Raw genomic sequence first — 18,259 nt, 5'->3', positions numbered from 1 at the left:
CTGGTGAGTGAACAGCTTCAGCCCCGCGAGGAACATCGAGACCAGCCCACCGAACAGAATGCTGAGCGCGCCGAAGGACCCGAAGAAGTGCAGCGGCCGCGTCATGTATTTGAGCAGGAAGCGGATCGTGAGGAGATCGAAGAAGACGCGGAAGGTGCGCGAGATGCCGTAGTGGCTCTTGCCGCGCTCTCGATTCACGTTCCTGATCGGAATCTCGCAGATCGATGCGCCGTACCAGGAGGCGAGCGCCGGGATGAAGCGGTGCATCTCTCCGTAGAGCGGGATGTTGTGGATCACCTCGCGCCGGTACGCCTTGAACGTGGTGCCGAAGTCGTGGATATCCACGCCGGACAGCTTGGCCATCAACCAGTTGGCGCAGCGTGACGGGATGCGGCGCATCACAAAGTTGTCGATGCGCTCCTTGCGCCAGCCGCTGACGACGTCATAGCCCTCTTGAAGCTTGCCCAGGAAGTTTGGAATCTCATTCGGATCGTGCTGCAGGTCGCCATCCATGGCCAGGATGAACTCACCCTGCGCATGGTCAAAGCCGGCCGCGAGCGCCGAGGTCTGGCCGAAGTTGCGGCGCAGCTTGACGACCAGCACGCGGCTGTCTACCGCGGCGATCTCCTCGAGCAGCTTGTAGGAGCGATCGCTCGACCCATCGTCGACCAGCACCAGCTCGAAGCTGTCTCCAATGCTCTCCATGACAGCCTTCAGACGGTCATAGAGGGCGGTGACATTCTCCTCTTCGTTGTGGAATGGAACGACGATCGAATACTTGGGCATAGTGACTTCATTATATCGGACTGGAGCTGTCCACATTCCTTGCCCCCCGCATCTTCGGGTGCCGCGTACCAGTCCGGAGACCCGGCATCAGTTTCCAGGAGACAGGAGCTCGCGCAACGCCTCGATGGCAGCCCTGCAGCCCGCCCGGTCAACATCCCGGTGTGTGACAAAGCGCACCTCGTCAGCGCCGGCGGTTCCGCACCGAATCCCGTGCTCCTTCAGCCCGGCGACCACCTGCGAAGCCGGTAGTTGCAGCGGCCGGAAGATGACAATGTTGGTCTGCACCGTGGCGAGATCGATGTCACACCCCGGCAGCGCGGCAACCTGCTCTGCCAACCACTTGGCATTTGCGTGATCTTCGTGAAGACGCGCCGGCATCTCCTCGATCGCAATCAGGCCAGCAGCGGCGAGGACGCCGGCCTGCCGCATACCACCACCCAACATCTTGCGAATGGAACGGCCGCGTTCGATCAGCGCCCGCGTGCCTACCAGAAGCGAGCCGACCGGGGCGCAGAGTCCCTTTGACAGACAGAACATCACCGTGTCGAAGCCGCGCGTCATGGTACTGACTGGCAGACCCAGAGCAGTAGCCGCATTGAACACACGAGCCCCGTCAAGGTGTACGGGAAGCCCGCGGTCACGTGCGCCGGCCCAGATCTCTTCGAGCACAGCGAGGGGCGTAACCGTGCCTCCCGCCATGTTGTGCGTGTTCTCAAGCGCGAGCAGGCCAGTCTGCGCGCGATAGTAGATGGATGGCGCGACCGCCGACGCGATCGCGTCCCAGGAGAGCACCCCGCGCACGCCCTCCACCTGCCGCAGCTGGCAGCCACTAAAGGCGGAGACCATCGCCATCTCCCAATCGACGAGGTGCGCGCGCCGCTCGCAGATGACCTCCTGCCCATGCGTCGTGTGCAGCCGTACGGCGATCTGGTTGCCCATGGTGCCAGTCGGCACAAAGAGAGCCGCTTCCTTGCCGAAGATTTCGGCGGCGCAGGTCTCCAGCCGAAGCACGGTCGGGTCCTCGCCGTACACGTCATCGCCGACGTCGGCCGTCGCCATGGCCTCGCGCATGGCCGGTGTGGGACGGGTCACGGTGTCGCTGCGCAGGTCGATAGTGGCCACGCCGTTCAGGGCTGCATTGCTCGCACCGCTCGGGGCTCCCATGCTCGCATCGCTCGGGGCTGCGTGCCCATTCACTGCGGGGCGGTCCACCAGCTCTGTTGTTCTGCTCTCTGCCATGCCATCGATCTTAATAAAAGGCAGCCTCGGGTCGGGGCCGAGAGTGCCCGCGAGCGGTGATAGTGTCTAGCCCATGCACTTGCGTGTCGCGGTCCCACTGCTCGTCTCTGCTTTGTTGCTTTCTTACTCTCCTGTTTCAGCCCAGTCTGCCCCGTCTTCCGGCGATGCGACGGTGCAGCTCCTCGAAGAACTGAGCAACGCGGCGGGACCGCCGGGAGCCGAGGAGCCCGTGCGCGCGATTATGGTGCGCAACATGAAGCCGCACGCCGCCTCGATTCGCTATGACGGCATGGGATCCGTGATTGCGCAGCAGGGCTCAAGCGGGCCGCGCATCATGATTGACGCACATATGGACGAGCTCGGCGGAATGGTGCGACGCGTCACACCGGGCGGCCTGCTCACCATGCAAATGCTGGGCGGCTGGCTCGATCAGGCGCTGGTCGATCAGCGCTGGATCATCCTCGGCAGCAAGGGCCCGGTGCACGCCGTGACTGGCATTCGCGATATTCACGTCGTGCCCCTCGACGAACGCGGTAAGACGTTTCCGCGAGACATCCTGACGCTCGACATCGGGGCGCATGACGCGGCTTCGGCAGCCGCGATGGGGATTGAGCCGGGCGATCCTGTCGTGCCGGATTCGCCGTTTCTCGTCATGAACGGCAGCGAAAACTACCTCGGGAAGGCGTGGGACGATCGGATCGGCTGTGCCGTGCTGCTCGAAGCGATGCGCCGGACCGCAGCGAAGCCGCACCCCAACCAACTCTTCTACACAGCAACTACGCAGGAGGAGATCGGGCTGCGCGGAGCCAAGACTGCGGCTCAAGTGGTGAAGCCCGATCTCGGGATCGCGATCGAGGGCGGCATCACGGGCGATGTTTACCCCGGGCATCCGGAGGAGACGCAGGCCAAGCTTGGTGCGGGCCCCGGACTGTTTCTCTACGATTCGAGCACACTGCCCAACCGCAAACTGGTGCGCTTCGTTCGCGAGACGGCGGAGCACGCGAGCATGCCCCTGCAACTTGATCTGGTGCAGGGCTATGGAGACGACTCCGCCGAGATGCAGGCATCGAACGGCGGAACGCCAACGGTCAACCTGGTTGTGCCGGTGCGCTACACGCACGCGCACAACGGCATCGTGAATCGCGGAGACTTCGACAAGATGGTCGACCTCGTGGTGGACATGCTCGAGCACCTGGACGCGAAGACGGTCGCGGAGATCCGCGACTTCACCCCATCGGAGGCGAAGTGAGCACGAACCGGGACGTCCTTATCACCGACCCGTTTGCTCCCGAGGCAGTCGACCCCATGCCCTGCTTCCGCGCCTGGTTCGCTGAAGCCGAGAGCAGCGAGCCGAACGATCCGAATGCCATGGCGCTGGCGACCGCCACGCCAAAGGGGTCGCCATCAGTGCGCATGGTTCTGCTGAAAGAGATGGATGACGACGCAGCATTCGTCTTCTACACGAACGCAGAGAGTCAGAAGGGTGAGGAAATCCGCGCCAACCCGCAAGCTGCCTTGTGCCTGCATTGGAAGTCGCTACGCCGGCAGATTCGTGTTGAGGGCTCGTTGACCGAGGTGTCGCCGCAACGCGCGGATCAATACTTCCATAGCCGCTCGCGCAAAAGCCAGATCAGTGCCGCCGCATCGGCTCAATCGCGGCCGCTGACGGACCGTGCAGCGCTCGAACAGGCAGCAGTCGATCTGGCGGCTCGCTATCCCGGCGAGGTCCCCCGCCCACCACATTGGACCGGCTTCGCGCTCCGCGCGCTTCGCATTGAGTTCTGGAAGGATGGTCCGTACCGCCTGCATGACCGCATGCTGTACACGCGGCACGATGAAGGATGGCAGCGGGTGCGGCTGTATCCATGACGCACCGAGCGAAGCTTTCCGCGCCACATGAAACGTCCGCTGCAGACCTGGTGCAGATATAAGTCGCAGGCGCGACCTGCTTGCGAAAGTTGATTAGCGGGTTGCCCCACTGCCCTTACCGGGCGATAATACCCGCTCAACAGATGCTGCCCAGTTGTCAGTGTCTGCTCGACCCTGTCGTCGATAGAAAAGTCCCGCAGTCAAGGTCCTTAGTGGAGTAGTGTTTCGTGCACGTGCAACGAACACACTTGCTGTCCTGATTGTCTTTGGTTGGTTTTTCTGGAGGCTCTGTCGATGCGATTCAACCGGCTCGCGCCCGCGATGCTGCTCGCCCTACCTGTGGTTCCGCTGCTGGCGCAAACCAGCTTCACCGCCCTGCGTGGCACGGTCGTCGATGGATCCGGCGCACTGGTGCCCAATGCGCAGGTCACGATTAAGAATGACGCCACTGGCGCAGAAGCTACAAGTAAAACGGATAACTCCGGCCTCTACCAATTCCCACAGATTGCGCCCGGTAGTTACACGATCACCGTACAGGCTGCCAACTTTGGTGTATCGAGCAAGACGGCACAACTGCTCGTCAATCAGCCGGCAACTGTGAACTTCCAAATGGGCGTGCAGGCGAGTGAGACAGTCAACGTCAGCGCCGAAGCGCAGACCTTGAACAACACCGACGCAAGCATCGGCAATGCGCTCGATAACCAGGTGATCGAGGCGCTCCCCTCGGAGGGCCGCAATGTGCCGGATCTTCTGAGTCTGCAGCCGGGTGTGCTCTATCTCGGCCGCCAAGTGGACCAGAACACAGACAGCCGGACCGGTGCAGTCGCAGGAGCGCGCTCGGACCAGGGCAACGTCACACTCGATGGACTGGACGACAACGACCAGACCAACGGCTACGCCTTCACCGGTGTACTGCGCTCGACAATTGACTCGACCCAGGAGTTCCGCGTCGCGACCACCAACAGCACAGCCGAGAGTGGCCGCTCCTCCGGCGCTCAGGTCTCGCTGGTCACTCGGTCCGGCACCAACCGGTTTCACGGCGATGCGTTCGAGTACTACCGTCCGTCGAACACAGTGGCAAACGACTGGTTCAATAAGCAGTCGGAACTGGCCAGCGGACTACCGAACAAGCCCGGCAAGCTGATTCGCAACACCTTTGGTGGCTCATTCGGCGGTCCCATCATCCGGGACAAACTCTTCTTTTTCTTCAATTATGAAGGGCAGCGCACGGCAGAAAACGTGCAGGTCACGCAGACGGTGCCGACGGCCGCATACAAGGCCGGCAACCTGGTCTACCCGAGCAACAACACCACGCAGACGCTCACCGCCGCGCAGGTCGCCCAACTCGACTCAGGCTGCGTCAATTGTCCCAACGGCCCCGGTCCGGACGCCGCCGCCCTCGCCTACTTCGCGTTGTATCCAACAAACACTGGCTTCGCGACGGGAGATGGCTACAACACCGGTTCCTACTCCTTCTCCTCCCCCGCGCCGGCCACGCTGAATACGTCCATCTTCAAGCTCGACTACCAACTGAACCAGGCACAGCACCTCTTCGTGCGCGGCAACCTGCAGAAGGACACCCGTGCCGGCACCGAAAACTTCCCCGGTCAGCACGCCTCGAGCGTCTTCACTGATAACACCAAGGGCATCGCTGCCGGCGACACCTGGAGCTTCGGCACAAATCTGATCAACGATCTGCGCTATGGCTACATCCGGCAGGGTTACAGCAACCGGGGCATCGGTACGGGCGACTACGTTGACTTTCGCTTCATGGCGCAGGCCACCGCGCAGACCCGCTCCACGATCGTGAATGTTCCGGTGCACAACCTGATCGACAACGTTACCTGGACCAAGGGAAATCACACGCTTCAGGCTGGAGTGAACTGGCGCCTGATCAACAACAATCGCGCCTCAAACGAAGTCTCGTTCAATGGTGCCAGCAGCAACCCGTACTGGCTGGGATCGCCCGCAAAGGGTCTGCCAACCGTGCCGCAGCCTGGAAACATCGGTCTCCCGCCAGTGGATGGGGGCTTCTCAAACAGCTACCTAATCGCCTACGCCAACCTGATCGGGGTCGTTCCCTCCGTAACCGGCAATTACAACTACCAGGTGGCGAACGGCGGAGCACAGGGCGACCTGTACCAGGATGGCTCTCTGATCCATCGCAGCTTCCGATCAAACGAGTTCGAGTACTTCCTGCAGGACAGCTGGCATGCGAGTTCAAAGCTCACGATCAGCTTCGGCATTCGGCATTCCATTCTGCAGGTGCCCTACGAAGTTCATGGTCAGCAGGTGATCCCGACGATCGACACGCACCAGTGGTTCCTTAATCGCGGTGCTGCTGCTGCGCATGGACAAGTGGATCAGCCGCTGATCTCGTTTACCCCGGGCGGTCCGACGTACCACCAGCCCGGCTACTGGAGCAAGCAGAAGGGCAACATCGCGCCCCGGTTCTCCTTCGCTTACGCGCCGGATAGCCGCACCTCGATTCGGGGCGGCTTCGGTATCTACTTCGATCACTTCGGCGAGGGCATCGTGAACTCGTTTGACCAGTTCGGCTCGTTTGGTCTCACGACATCCATCACTAATCCCGCCGGCGTGCAGACAGTCAACACTGCTCCGCGGTTCACGGGGCCGCAGAACATCCCCAGCATCAGCAGTTGCACTACTCCACAGACACTGCAGTACCCGTACACGGCACCGAAGGGCGCAGATTGCGGCTTCGCGATCACCTGGGGCATCGACAACAAACTGAAGACACCCTACTCAGAGTCGTTTGATCTCTCTGTGCAGCGGCTGCTGCCGGGTGGGTTCACCTTCGAAGCAGCGTACGTTGGTCGCCTGGGACGGCACCTTATGCAGCAGCTTGACTTGGCCGAACCCACCAACCTTGTCGATCCGAACGGCGGTGGCGGCGATTACTTCACAGCAGGGACACAGCTCTCGAAGGTGGTGGACGCAAATCAGGGTGACGCGAATGCCACAGTGGCGCCTATTCAGTACTTCGAGGACGTGTTTCCTCAACTAGCCGGAGATGGTGTGAGCGCCACTCAGGCGATCTATTCCAATGAGTGGGCTCTGAATCGCTACGGTGCGGGCGAGACGACCTCCCTCGCCGACCTCGACTTTTATTGCGGATATGGCTGCCCAGACAACAGCCCGCGCTTCTACCAAAGCCAGTTTTCCTCCTTGTATGCGTGGTCTTCGATCGGCATGAGCTACTACAACTCCGGTCAGTTCATCCTGCGCCACCCCAGCAGCCACGGTCTGCAACTCGACTTCAATTACACATTTTCAAACTCGATCGACATGGGTTCGGATACGCAGCGCGCCAACGAACTTGGGTCTAACAGCACCTTCAGTACGATCCTGAATAGCTGGAAACCTTCTCTCAACCGCGCCCCTTCCGACTTCGACATCCGTCACCTGGTTACAGTGGACGCCATCTATCAGCTTCCATTCGGTCGCGGCAAGCTGCTCGGTAGTGGAGCGAATCACCTCACCAACGCATTGATCGGCGGGTGGCAGCTCTCGGGTCTTAGCCGCTGGACCAGCGGTCTTCCCTTCTCGGTGTACGCGCCGGGCTGGTCGACCAACTGGCAGATCGAGAGCTACGGCGTGCAAACCGGACCGATCAAGATCCACAAGCACATCGACGCGAGCGGTGCGCCCCAGGTGTTTGCGGATCCCGACACCATTAACAATGCGGTCACCGGCTCCGACACACCCATGCGTCTCCCCTTCCCGGGCGAAGCCGGGGAGCGCAATAAATTCCGTGGCGATGGCTACTTCGACATCGACAGCAGCCTGGCAAAGACCTGGCACGTGTACCGCGAAAACACGTTGGCCTTCGCTTGGGACGTGTTCAACGTCACCAATTCAGTTCGCTTCGACACCAACGGCAGCAGCCTTAATCAGCAGCTGACCAGCGGGACGCTCGGCGTCTACAGCAAGACGCTGACCTCGCCACGCGTGATGCAGTTCTCGCTGCGTTACGGGTTCTAGTAACACTCTCTGGAGCGGCGGCCAGACCTCGCGCTGGCCGCCGCTTTTGTTAATCCGTCTCTCGGCGCCTGCCCTTAAGTTCTTCCTGCGGGCTGCTACCCTGTTGGCCGAACTGAACATGCCTGGAGTACCGATGCCTTTGATGTGCCGTGTCCTGCTTCCCCTTGCCCTTATGCATTGCCTTGGCCTGGCACTCTCTGCCGCCACTCCCGCCGCATCGGCCTCGCTCACAACTGATGCATACGCCCGCGATCCGCACCAGGCGATGGACGAGAGCTACACGGCGAAGATTCGCCAGTACACGACGAGGCCTGAATTTAACTCGCCACTCACCGATTACCTGCCCGCATCGCAGACCGTGCCCACTCCCGCGACAGTTCTGGGCGATGTCGCTGGCGCGCCGGACCGGCTGCCGTACGCTGAGGACGTCTATAAGTACTTCCGGGCACTGGCTGCGGCGTCCCCACGCGTGCGTGTCGTTACCATCGGCCACACGGAAGAGGGCCGCGAGATGATTGCCGTCGCAGTCGCCGATGCTGCACTGCTCGATCAGCAGAAGGCGAATGACGATCGGCTTGCCAAGCTGGCCGACCCGCGGCAGATTGGCCTCGACGACGGGAAAGCAGCAGCGCTCGTCGCCCAGACCACGCCTGTGTACTACATCACCGGCACGATTCACTCACCGGAGACAGGCGCGCCCACCGCGTTGATGGAGCTTGCCTATCGGCTCGCTGTCGACGATGCGCCGTACATTAAGTACATCCGCTCGCACATGATCACGCTGATCACGCCCGTGGTCGAAGTAGACGTCGCGACCGCATGGTGGACATATACAGGTGGCACAAGGCGCACCCGGGTGAGACCTACCCGCACCTTCTCTACTGGGGCCACTACGTGGCGCACGACAACAACCGCGACGCCATGACGATGAACCTTGCGCTGACGCGGAATGTTCTGAACACCTATCTGACCTGGCACGCGCAGGTGCTGCACGATCTGCACGAGTCTGTGCCGTTCCTTTACGACAACACCGTGGGAGACGAGCCGTACAACAGCTGGATCGATCCCATCCTGACCAACGAATGGCAGATGCTCGGCTGGTCCAACGTGCAGGAGATGGGCAAGCTGGGCATGCCCGGCGTCTTCACGCACGGCGACTTCGATACGTGGAGTCCGGGGTACCTGATGTTCCTGGCTGCGATGCACAACGGCATCAGCCGCCTCTACGAGACCTTTGGCAACGGCGGCGCGGATACGGTCGAGCGGCAGCTCTCGCCAGAGGAGTACGCGCGCACCTGGTACCGCCCGAACCCGCCGCTCGCGAAGGTGTTGTGGTCGCAGCGAGACAACAACAACTACGAACAGACCGCACTGCTGACAACGCTGTCCTACTTCGCGCAGAACGGCAAACTCTTCCTCAATAACTACTACCTGAAGAGCAAGCGTTCGATCGAGAAGCCGGAGCAAAACGGGCCGGCAGCTTACGTCCTTTCTGCCGAAGAAGCCTCGCCCAGTCGCCAGGCCATGCTCCTCCGCATCCTGCGCGATCAGCACGTTGAAATGCAGCGGCTCACCGCACCCGCAACGGTCACGATCCCCGCGCCCGCGCCATCGGAAGACGATGCGAAGGCCGCCACGCCGAAGCCCCCGACGCAGCGCACCTTCCCCGCAGGCAGCTATGTCGTTCGCATGGATCAGCCGTACTCCCGTATCGCGGATGCACTGCTCGATCGGCAGTTCTGGTCGCCGGAGGACCCGCAAAAGCATCCTTACGACGACACCGGCTGGTCGCTTGGACCGCTGTTCGGCGTGGACACGGCGCGCATCACCGATACCGCAATCCTCAAGGCCGCGATGGAGCGGATCACCGATCCGACCGCGCCGCGCGCTGCACAGAGCCTTGACGGCGACACCTTCCTGATCGCAAATCACGCCGATCCTTCGCTCGCCACACTGCGTTACGCGCTGCATGGAGCGAACGTCACTGCGTCGGATACATCCTTCACCGCTGCCGGCCAAACCTGGCCTGCGGGCACGTGGATCGTGCGCGGCACCTCTGGCGGCGATCTTGAGAAGGCAGCCGCCCCCTTGCACCTGGCGGCGGTCGCGGCCGAGCCGCCCAACGTCGCCAGCCACGCCGTGCCCGCGCCACGAATTGCCCTGATGCACACGTGGCTGAACACACAGGAAGAGGGCTGGTGGCGGCTCGCGCTCGACAACCTGCAGATCCCCTACAGCTACATCAGCACGCAGACAGCAGCGGCTGAAGCAGATCTTCGCTCGAAGTACGACATCATTCTGTTTGCGCCAGTGGGCGGCGAAAGCAATGCACACCGCATCGTGGATGGACTGCCGATGTGGGGCAATGCCATGCCCTGGCAAGTGACGGAGCTGACGCCGAACCTGGGCCACACAGACACCACCCCGGATATCCGTCCTGGACTGGGTGAAAGCGGACTTGCCCACCTGCGCACCTTTGTCGAACAGGGTGGCATGCTGATCGCGGCCCAGGACGCGGCTGCGTTCGCTATCGATCACAACTTCGCTCCGGGCGTGTCGGTGGCGCCTGCCGGGGCGGTCAAGGTCGTGGGCAGCATCCTCAACACTGCATTCGTCACCGCACCGGGTACACACGGGCCGACCAGCGCGGTGCTCGCCGGCTACACCGCGCCTCCTGCCGTCTACAGCGAGAAAGGGATGGCCTTCAACGTCAGCAACCTGCTGGGTAGCGACGCTTCCCTGCGTACCGAGGCGAAGACACCCCGGCCCACGGGGCGCGGCGGCGTGGATGATCCGGACGAGCCGCAGGATCGACGCTTCGTTGCACCACCGGCGCTCGTCAAGGCCAAAACGTGGGAGCCGCAGCCCCTCACCGTGGAGCAGACGCGGAACAATCCAAATGTCATCCCGGACGCGTACCGCCCGCAGGTTCTGCTGCGCTATGCCGACGCCAAAACTCTGCTGGTCGCGGGCTTGCTTGACCAAAGCGAGTCGCTTGCCGAGCATGTAGCCGTGGTGGAGGCGCACGTGGGTCGCGGCACCACAATACTCTTCGCCAACAACCCGCTTTATCGTGGCGAGACCATTGGCTCCTACGCACTGGTGACGAACGCCATCCTCAGCTACGGTGTCCCGGCGACTGGCGACGGTAAGTAGCGCTTGCCTACTCCACTGTCGACACCGGCAGGATGGTAGACTCAGCGCCGTGAAAGGGAGGCCCATCATGGCGCCGCTAACCAGGCTGATCGGCTTCGTCGCAACGCGTGATGCGGCACGTGCCCGCAACTTCTACGAGCATGTGCTCAAGCTCTCTTTCGTGGCCGATGACCAGTTTGCACTGGTCTTCCGCTGTGGAGTCCCCAACGGGGCCACCATCCGCGTGGTCCGCGTCGAAAGTTACACTCCCGCGCCATTCACGATCCTGGGCTGGGAGAGTGTGCGGATCGAGGAGGATGTTCGCGAACTGCGGGACCGCGGCGTGGTCTTCGAGCGGTTCGGCTTCTTCGAGCAGGACGAGCTCGGCATCTGGACCGCCCCAAACGGCGCCAAGGTCGCCTGGTTCAAAGATCCGGACGGCAACACGCTGTCGCTTTCGCAGCACGAGTGATAAGCCGTCGGCCAGCTACTCGTCCGAAGCGGTCAAAGAACGGATTCTGTCGTTAGGAATCGCGAAAACACATCATTCGAGAGCAGCCGCCCCGTCGCGCTGAGTGCAAGTCGGCCGTGGCTACCTGTCAGCAGAGCCTCCGCGAGCAATCTATCAAGCACCGGCCAAGCCTCAGCGAGCGCTGAAGGCCCGAATGCCTGCTCTATCGCAGCAAGCGATACGCCCTTGTTCAGCCGCAGGCCGAGAAACCAGGCCTCCTCAAGCTCCGCAGTGCGGTCCAGATGCACCGGCTCGAGCGCGCTCCGGCCTTCGAGGTACGTCGACAAATCATCGGTGTTTCCGAAGCGCACGGCCTGTCCGTTCCGGGTGCGCAGCATGGAGTGAGCGTCCAGCCCGACCCCGAGGTAGGGCTCGCGGTGCCAGTAGCGGAGGTTGTGGGCCGACTCTGCACCCGGCCGCGCGAAGTTCGAAATCTCGTATTGAAATAGGCCCATCTGCTCCAGCCGCTCACAGCCACGCTCGTACATAGCTGCCACCGTATCGTCGGTGGGAACCAGCCCTGCGCCATAGCGAACGCCGCCGCCGATCAGCTCGCGACCGAGCCGCGAGTCCTCGTCCACCTCGAACATATAGATACTGGCGTGGGCGACATCAAGGGACGCAAGCGCCTCGAGCGACTCCTCCCAGCTCGCCCGGGTCTGCCCTGGGAGTCCGGCGATCAGGTCAATGTTGACCGCCAGCCCGGCTTGGTGCAGCCGGCGCACGTCGTCCTGGACGACTGATCGAGTGTGGGTTCGGCCTGTGGCAGCCGCTTCGCTGTCCACCAGGGATTGCACACCTAGACTTGCCCTTGTAGTAGAAACCTCAACCATCGCTTCAAGGAATTTAGGCGTGATCTGCCCGGGTGCGCACTCAATGGTGATCTCAGCCGTCGGCAGAATTTCGAAGTTCTCCCGCACGGCGGCAAAGAGACGCCGCAACTGCCCCGGAGTCAGCGTACTCGGCGTGCCACCGCCCAGGTAGACACTCCCCAACTCCGCTGGCAGATGCCACCCAGCAGCCCCAGCGCGACCCTGGCTCTCGCCCAGTTCACGCGCAACACGATCGAGGTAGCGGTCGGACTCGGAGAGCGGGAAGACACCCGACGCGAAATTGCAGAAGGTGCATTTGGCCCGGCAGAACGGGATCGAGATATAGAGGCCAAGGCTGTCCTGCATTCATCTATTGTGACAGCCGCTGCCTCGGAGCAGCCCCCTTTGCCGGGCTGCGGTTTCGACCGCGGCCGCAGCGGTCCGTAGAATGGAAGCAGGAATGCCGGAAGAGACCACCACTAAGCAGAGCAGCAGCCGGCCGGGCCCGGAGACAGAGCAGAAGAAGCCCGCGGTGCATGAGGACGACGTCGTCGGCAAGGCATACGACAGCCGGCTGATGGGGCGGCTCCTCACCTACCTGAAGCCTTACAAGTGGCAGGCTGGCGTGTCGCTGGCCGCCATCATTCTGAAGGCACTGGCGGACGTCCTCGGTCCCTACCTGACCAAAATCGCGGTCGACCGCTACATGACGCATGACACCGCCGGCGCCCACGGAACCTGGCTGGGGCGTCATCTCAGCGACTCGCCTGCAACCGGGATCACCCAGGTAGCGATGCTCTACATCGGCTCCCTGTGCTTCTCGTATGTGCTGGAGTTTACGCAGACGTACCTGATGCAGTGGACGGGCCAGAAGATCATGTACGACATGCGCTCGGAGATCTTCCGTCATCTCCAGCGTATGCACGTCGCGTTCTTCGACCGCAATCCGGTCGGACGTCTCGTGACGCGGCTCACCTCGGACGTAGACGCGCTGAACGAGATGTTCACCTCAGGCGTGTTTGCCATCTTCGAGGACATCTTCGTCCTGCTCGGGATCGTGCTCGTCATGCTACGGATGAGCTGGTGGCTGGCGCTGATCTCATTTGCAGTGCTGCCCATCATCGTCCTGATCACGCGGGTCTTCCGCAAGAGCGTCCGCGACTCCTATCGCCGCATTCGCACAGCGATCGCGCGAATCAACGCGTTTACCCAGGAGCACGTGACCGGCATGAGCGTGGTCCAGCTCTTCGGCCGTGAGAAGCGTGCGTATGGCGACTTCGAGGCCGTGAACCGCACTCACATGGAGGCGTTCAAGGACGCGATCCTGGCCTATGCGCTCTACTATCCCGCGGTAGAGCTTCTGTCCTCGATCGCTATCGCGCTGGTCATCTGGCTGGGTGGGCGCGGCGTTCTGCGCGGCGCCGTCACGATCGGTGTGCTCGTGGCGTTCATTCAGTATTCCCAGCGCTTCTTCCGGCCAATTCAGGACCTCTCGGACAAGTACAACATCCTGCAGGCCGCGATGGCCGCAAGTGAGCGTGTCTTCAAGCTGCTGGATACCGAGGCGGAGATCACGTCACCCGCACAGGCTCTGCCGACGCGCTCAACGGGGCGCATCGAATTTCGCGATGTGTGGTTCACCTACGAGCGGCTCACGCCGGAGCAGACAGCAGCGATCGAGGCGGCGACACCGGCCCAGCTCGATGCGATGTCCATCGAGTGGGTGTTGCGCGGCGTCTCCTTCCGCATCGAGCCGAACGAGACCGCAGCCATCGTTGGCCATACCGGTGCGGGCAAGACCACCATCATCTCGCTCATGATGCGCTTCTACGATGTGCAGCGCGGACAGGTGCTGATCGATGGACAGGATGTGCGGCAACACGAGCTCACCGCGCTCCGCAAGGAGTTCGGGGTCGTGCTGCAGGACCCGTTCCTCTTCAGCGGCACCATTGCGGAGAACATCCGGCTTGGGACAGCAACTATTACGGATGAGGACATGGAGCGCGCGGCCGAAGAGGTGAATGTCAGCGACTTCATCCGCAGCCTACCTAGTGGCTTCAACGAGCCGCTGCGGGAGCGGGGAGCGGGGCTGTCCACCGGGCAGAAGCAGCTCATCAACTTCGCCCGAGCGCTGGCGCACCGGCCACGCATCCTGATCCTCGACGAGGCGACATCGTCCGTCGACACCGAGACCGAGTTGCGTGTGCGCTCCGCGCTCGACCGCATGGTCACCGGACGCACCTCGGTCATCATCGCGCACCGGCTCTCCACCGTGCAGCGCGCCGACACCATCCTCGTCATGCACAAGGGGCAGTTGCGCGAGCATGGTCCGCACCAGCAGTTGCTGGCACAGCATGGAATCTACTGGCGGTTGTACCGGCTGCAATATCGCGATCAGGAGGTCGAGGGCACGCCACGCGCGCTCAGCGATGCCCCGCTCGCGCTTGGCACCGATTAGGGCTGCTGCGACCCCTCTACCAGCGATAGATCTCTAGATCGCGCAGATAGCTGTCCATGATGCCGGTCGCCTGCGCAGCATCTGTTTGGTAGTTCAGCAGCAGCTCGTGCGGCGCCCAGTGAAGCGCCAGCGCTGACGGTCCCGCGGCCCCCTGGAAGGCCTGGCACACGTCATCGAAGCAGACGCCGTCATAGGTCACGTTCCCCGCGGCATCGCGCTCCGTGAACAGGCCCACCTTATGCCACGTCTTCACGCCCCAGTTCGCTGGATTACACGCGATGTTTGACGGATGCCAGTGCGTGGCATTGTCTGCAGCCGTGGTGTATTCCCAGGTCTTCGACCCTCCGGCACACTGCAGTGCAAGGATGACGGTGCGCCCGTCGTCCATTACCTGGTTCATGTCCATCTCGACGTTCTCGATCTGATCGGGTGTGACCAGGTACACCTTCGCCGTATACGCGAAGTGCTGTGCGCGCGAATCCGAGTCGAAGGCCAGATGCCACAGCGCGCCCGTGTGCGGGCCGCCCGAGTAGGGCGCGACGAACTGCCGCCCCGCGAACCCCTGCGCGCCATCGGGGTGAATTGGGTAGTTCGAAGTGGGCTGCGTCGCGCCGCCAGTGTAGGGATCGTGATTCCATTGCCAGCCACCCGCTCCATCCAGAATGCCGGAGGAGATCGCGTCGGCCGGGATACGGGCCCAGGCGGGCAGCGGCGCGGGCACGGTCGGAGCCGACGAAGCAGTCGGTGTCGCGGGAGAACCCTGCGTGGGGGTCGGCGGCAGCGTCGGCACCGGCGACGGGTTCTGGGCGACGGCGGTCGTCGCAATCAGCAGAAGAGCAAAGAGGATCAGGCGCATCGGTTCCAAATCATGGTCTCACGCGGGTCTACACAGCTCGCCAACGCCGCTGTAGGATGTGGCGCTATGGACGCTACCCGCCGTTCGATGCTGCTCTCCCTCTCTGCGCTCGCCGGTGCCGCGACGATGCGCGGCCTGCATGCACAGACCACCGCACCGGGAAAGAACGAGCCACTTGCCTCGTTCGCGAAGACCTACGACGAGCTGCCGGTCCACCAGAACGGTGCCAACCAGAGCCGCGCCATCCTCGAAGGCACCACGCACTCCAACGATCACCTCGAGGTGCATGAGACGACGCTCGCCCCGGGCAGTTCACCGCATCCGCCACACACCCACGAGCATGAAGAGCTCTTCCTGATGATGAAGGGCCATCTCGCGGTCACCATCGCCGGCAAGACGCGCGTGATCGGTCCCGGAGCCGCGGCCTTCGTCCACTCCGGCGAACTGCATGGGGTGCGCAATCCGGGGTCAGAGTCGGCGCAGTACTTCGTGGTCGCTACCGGAGTTTGATCGGGAACACGCGAACCTTTGCCCAGCACGATATCGTGTGTTAGCTTGCCACTCACATTCCCCTGCGTCTCCGATCCGCGCTGACGTTGCGCGCTCATGCCCAAGTTCTGCGCCACCAGGAGTTCCATGCCCGCACTGCCCTGCTATGTTGTCCTCGCTGCCGCTCTGCTCGTCTCGACACCTGCCATGCTGGCCCAGCCGCCGCAGTACCCCGCCTACCCGAGCGAGACTCCGCAGCACCTGAAGCCCTCGACAGTAGGCTTCGATTACGACCGGCGCGACGTGATGATTCCAATGCGCGATGGCGTAAAGCTGCATACGGTGATCCTGCTGCCGAAGAGCGCGCAGAACGCGCCCATCCTGGTGACACGCACGCCGTACGACGCGAATGCGCTGACCACGCACGAGCACAGCACACACCTCGCGCCGAGCCTGCAGGGCTATGACAACGCCGTGGACGTCATCGTGGACGGGGGTTACATCCGCGTAGTGCAGGACATTCGCGGCAAGTACGGTTCGGAGGGCGACTACGTCATGAACCGGCCGCTGCATGGGCCGCAGAACCCGACCCCGATCGATGAGTCGACCGACACGTACGACACGATCGACTGGCTGGTGAAGCACACGCCCGAGTCGAATGGCCGCGTCGGCATCCTCGGCATCTCCTACGACGGTTTTCTACCTCTAATGGCGCTCGTGCATCCGCATCCGGCGCTCAAGGTCGCCGTTCCGATGAACCCCATGGTTGACGGCTGGATGGGCGACGACTGGTTCCACAACGGCGCCTTCCGCCAGCAGAACCTGCCTTATATCTACGAGCAAACTGGCACGCGCGGCAACACCGAGTTGTGGCCCACAAGCAACTACGACGATTACGATCAGTACATGCGTGCCGGTTCCGCGGGCGCACTCGCCAAAGAGCGCGGCATGGAACAGATCGGCTTCTGGAACAAGCTGGCTGCGCATCCGGCGTACGACAGCTTCTGGAGCGACCAGGCAATGGACAAGGTGCTCGCAAAGGAGCCGCTGACCGTCCCCACGCTGCTGGTGCACTCACTGTGGGACCAGGAGGACATCTACGGCGCGATCGCCGTGTGGAAAGCCGTCAAGCCGAAGGACACAGGAAACGACAAGCTCTTCCTCGTGATGGGTCCCTGGCACCACGGGCAGGAGATCGAAGATGCAAGCACGCTGGGCGAGCTGCACTTCGGACAGGACACGGGTCTTTATTTCCGCAAGCATGTGCTGGCGCCGTTTCTGGCGCACTACCTGAAGGACGCTCCGCAGCAGATCCCGACGGTGACTGCGTTCGAAACAGGCACGAATGAATGGCGTCAGCTCTCGTCGTGGCCTGCGGGATGCGCGAACGGCTGCCAGCCCAAGGCGACAGCGCTCTACCTGGAGCCAGACTTCGCGCTCGGCTTTCAAAAGCCTGCAGGGAGTGCGTCCTCCTTCGACAGCTATGTCTCCGACCCGGCCAAGCCTGTGCCGTTCCGCAAGCGGCCGAATCAGCCGGTTGGCTACACCGGGGAGATGACCTGGTCGCAGTGGCTCGTCGACGACCAGCGTGAGCAGTCCGGGCGCACCGATGTGCTCTCGTACAGCACCGAGCCGCTGAGGGAGCCGATGAAGATCAGTGGACAGGCGGTCGCGCACCTCGTGGCGTCCACCAGCGGAACGGACTCTGATTGGGTTGTGAAGCTGATCGATGTGTACCCGGATGAGGTGGCGGAGTACCCCCACCTGGGCGGCTATCAGTTGATGGTGGCTGCGGACATTCTCCGCGGACGCTATCGCGAGAGCTTCAGCGACCCAAAGCCGATCCAGGCGAACACGCCGCTGCTCTACAAATTTGAGCTGCCGACGACGAACCACGTCTTTCTGCCCGGACATCGCGTGATGGTCCAGGTGCAATCAAGCTGGTTCCCACTCTACGATCGCAACCCGCAGACCTTCGTGCCCAACATTCTTTTCGCCAAGCCCGAGGACTACAGGAAGGCCGAGCAGCGCGTCTACCACTCGCCGGAGGAGGCGAGCTTCGTCGAGCTGCCCGTAGTGGATGCGAAGTAGCGGCAGCT

The 18,259-nt window shown here is 62.5% G+C and carries 11 protein-coding genes and 1 pseudogene; 8 read left to right on the top strand and 4 right to left on the bottom strand.

All coding sequences use genetic code 11. The features are described from left to right. Together AC5IJH_RS12945 and AC5IJH_RS12940 are read right to left on the bottom strand one after the other, a co-directional pair. Nucleotides 1-786, bottom strand: a 786-nt coding sequence (locus AC5IJH_RS12945) for a glycosyltransferase family 2 protein (protein ID WP_491903244.1), incomplete at its 3' end; no start/stop codon positions are given. Between the two features lie 87 nt (nt 787-873). Beyond that, nucleotides 874-1,950: a threonine aldolase family protein gene (locus AC5IJH_RS12940; protein ID WP_491903245.1), complete on the bottom strand. Its 1,077-nt coding sequence runs from the start codon at nt 1,948-1,950 to the stop codon at nt 874-876. A gap of 304 nt (nt 1,951-2,254) precedes the next feature. On the opposite strand from AC5IJH_RS12940, the gene AC5IJH_RS12935 reads away from it, so the two are divergent. The 5 genes and pseudogenes from AC5IJH_RS12935 to AC5IJH_RS12915 all read left to right on the top strand — a co-directional run bounded on the left by AC5IJH_RS12935 (nt 2,255) and on the right by AC5IJH_RS12915 (nt 11,506). Next, complete coding sequence (locus AC5IJH_RS12935) at nt 2,255-3,274, top strand: M42 family metallopeptidase (RefSeq protein WP_491903243.1); 1,020 nt, start codon at nt 2,255-2,257, stop codon at nt 3,272-3,274. Further along, nucleotides 3,271-3,894, top strand: coding sequence for a pyridoxamine 5'-phosphate oxidase (gene pdxH, locus AC5IJH_RS12930; RefSeq protein WP_491903242.1), 624 nt, complete (start codon nt 3,271-3,273; stop codon nt 3,892-3,894). The genes AC5IJH_RS12935 and pdxH overlap by 4 nt, the downstream gene beginning before the upstream one ends. Before the next feature lie 294 nt (nt 3,895-4,188). Beyond that, complete coding sequence (locus AC5IJH_RS12925; protein WP_491903241.1) at nt 4,189-7,899, top strand: outer membrane beta-barrel protein; 3,711 nt, start codon at nt 4,189-4,191, stop codon at nt 7,897-7,899. 172 nt (nt 7,900-8,071) lie between these two features. After that, nucleotides 8,072-11,055 (top strand): annotated as a pseudogene (locus tag AC5IJH_RS12920) (M14 family zinc carboxypeptidase). Between the two features lie 67 nt (nt 11,056-11,122). After that, complete coding sequence (locus AC5IJH_RS12915) at nt 11,123-11,506, top strand: VOC family protein (protein WP_491903240.1); 384 nt, start codon at nt 11,123-11,125, stop codon at nt 11,504-11,506. 32 nt (nt 11,507-11,538) lie between these two features. Here AC5IJH_RS12915 and hemW read toward each other — a convergent pair whose 3' ends face one another. Continuing rightward, a complete protein-coding gene (gene hemW, locus AC5IJH_RS12910) occupies nt 11,539-12,723 on the bottom strand; it encodes a radical SAM family heme chaperone HemW (RefSeq protein WP_491903239.1) in 1,185 nt (394 codons plus the stop codon). A 94-nt stretch (nt 12,724-12,817) separates the two neighbouring features. Here hemW and AC5IJH_RS12905 point away from each other — a divergent pair, with 94 nt between their 5' ends. Beyond that, on the top strand, nt 12,818-14,815 hold the full coding sequence (locus AC5IJH_RS12905; RefSeq protein WP_491903238.1) for an ABC transporter ATP-binding protein: 1,998 nt from the start codon (nt 12,818-12,820) through the stop codon (nt 14,813-14,815). A gap of 16 nt (nt 14,816-14,831) precedes the next feature. Here the strand turns inward: AC5IJH_RS12905 and AC5IJH_RS12900 are convergent, their stop codons facing one another. Further along, nucleotides 14,832-15,671, bottom strand: a complete 840-nt coding sequence (locus tag AC5IJH_RS12900; protein ID WP_491903237.1) for a hypothetical protein — start codon at nt 15,669-15,671, stop codon at nt 14,832-14,834. 66 nt (nt 15,672-15,737) lie between these two features. Between AC5IJH_RS12900 and AC5IJH_RS12895 the strand changes: the two genes are divergently transcribed. Further along, nucleotides 15,738-16,181, top strand: coding sequence for a cupin domain-containing protein (locus tag AC5IJH_RS12895; RefSeq protein ID WP_491903236.1), 444 nt, complete (start codon nt 15,738-15,740; stop codon nt 16,179-16,181). Between the two features lie 126 nt (nt 16,182-16,307). Next, nucleotides 16,308-18,251: a CocE/NonD family hydrolase gene (locus AC5IJH_RS12890; protein ID WP_491903235.1), complete on the top strand. Its 1,944-nt coding sequence runs from the start codon at nt 16,308-16,310 to the stop codon at nt 18,249-18,251. Nucleotides 18,252-18,259 lie beyond the last annotated feature (8 nt).

This window comes from Candidatus Dedyshia acidiphila (assembly GCF_051025295.1).
Lineage (GTDB): Bacteria > Acidobacteriota > Terriglobia > Terriglobales > Acidobacteriaceae > KBS-83.
This window is presented reverse-complemented; position numbering and strand designations above follow the sequence as displayed.

Bases quoted from the DNA above. Each gene is read 5' to 3' on its own strand.
- AC5IJH_RS12940 (WP_491903245.1), bottom strand. From the start codon at position 1,950: ATGGGAGCCCCGAGCGGTGCGAGCAATGCAGCCCTGAACGGCGTGGCC.
- AC5IJH_RS12925 (WP_491903241.1), top strand. From the start codon at position 4,189: ATGCGATTCAACCGGCTCGCGCCCGCGATGCTGCTCGCCCTACCTGTG.
- AC5IJH_RS12915 (WP_491903240.1), top strand. From the start codon at position 11,123: ATGGCGCCGCTAACCAGGCTGATCGGCTTCGTCGCAACGCGTGATGCG.
- hemW (WP_491903239.1), bottom strand. From the start codon at position 12,723: ATGCAGGACAGCCTTGGCCTCTATATCTCGATCCCGTTCTGCCGGGCC.
- AC5IJH_RS12905 (WP_491903238.1), top strand. From the start codon at position 12,818: ATGCCGGAAGAGACCACCACTAAGCAGAGCAGCAGCCGGCCGGGCCCG.
- AC5IJH_RS12900 (WP_491903237.1), bottom strand. From the start codon at position 15,671: ATGCGCCTGATCCTCTTTGCTCTTCTGCTGATTGCGACGACCGCCGTC.
- AC5IJH_RS12895 (WP_491903236.1), top strand. From the start codon at position 15,738: ATGGACGCTACCCGCCGTTCGATGCTGCTCTCCCTCTCTGCGCTCGCC.
- AC5IJH_RS12890 (WP_491903235.1), top strand. From the start codon at position 16,308: ATGCCCGCACTGCCCTGCTATGTTGTCCTCGCTGCCGCTCTGCTCGTC.